Origin of the sequence: Brumimicrobium salinarum, from assembly GCF_002844555.1 — a bacterium.
Taxonomy (GTDB): domain Bacteria; phylum Bacteroidota; class Bacteroidia; order Flavobacteriales_D; family Crocinitomicaceae; genus Brumimicrobium; species Brumimicrobium salinarum.
The window spans coordinates 1-888 of sequence record NZ_PJNI01000052.1 but is presented as its reverse complement, the minus strand read 5'-3'; the positions used below and the strand labels follow the sequence as shown (position 1 = coordinate 888).

The following is an 888-nucleotide window of genomic DNA, read 5'->3' as shown; positions in this document are numbered from 1 at the left end:
GGCACTGTTGCAAATAGTCGGTGGTGATAAACTTATCATCCCCTTTTGCTGATGGAGCTGCACATGAACCCATTCAAAGGCCGGCATTTTCAGCGTGACATCATTCTGTGGGCCGTACGCTGGTACTGCAAATACGGCATCAGTTACCGTGAGCTGCAGGAGATGCTGGCTGAACGCGGAGTGAATGTCGATCACTCCACGATTTACCGCTGGGTTCAGCGTTATGCGCCTGAAATGGAAAAACGGCTGCGCTGGTACTGGCGTAACCCTTCCGATCTTTGCCCGTGGCACATGGATGAAACCTACGTGAAGGTCAATGGCCGCTGGGCGTATCTGTACCGGGCCGTCGACAGCCGGGGCCGCACTGTCGATTTTTATCTCTCCTCCCGTCGTAACAGCAAAGCTGCATACCGGTTTCTGGGTAAAATCCTCAACAACGTGAAGAAGTGGCAGATCCCGCGATTCATCAACACGGATAAAGCGCCCGCCTATGGTCGCGCGCTTGCTCTGCTCAAACGCGAAGGCCGGTGCCCGTCTGACGTTGAACACCGACAGATTAAGTACCGGAACAACGTGATTGAATGCGATCATGGCAAACTGAAACGGATAATCGGCGCCACGCTGGGATTTAAATCCATGAAGACGGCTTACGCCACCATCAAAGGTATTGAGGTGATGCGTGCACTACGCAAAGGCCAGGCCTCAGCATTTTATTATGGTGATCCCCTGGGCGAAATGCGCCTGGTAAGCAGAGTTTTTGAAATGTAAGGCCTTTGAATAAGACAAAAGGCTGCCTCATCGCTAACTTTGCAACAGTGCCGGATTGAATATAACCGACGTGACTGTTACATTTAGGTGGCTAAACCCGTCAAGCCCTCAGGAGTGAAT

1 protein-coding gene is annotated in these 888 nt (G+C 51.9%); it reads left to right on the top strand.

Translation table 11 applies throughout. The features are described from left to right. Positions 1-63 precede the first annotated feature (63 nt). Positions 64-768 carry an IS6-like element IS26 family transposase gene (locus CW751_RS15105; protein ID WP_001067855.1) on the top strand — a complete coding sequence of 235 codons (705 nt, stop codon included), beginning with the start codon at positions 64-66 and terminating at the stop codon, positions 766-768. Positions 769-888 lie beyond the last annotated feature (120 nt).

Excerpts from the sequence above, each read along its gene's own strand:
- CW751_RS15105 (WP_001067855.1), top strand. The coding sequence starts at position 64 with ATGAACCCATTCAAAGGCCGGCATTTTCAGCGTGACATCATTCTGTGG.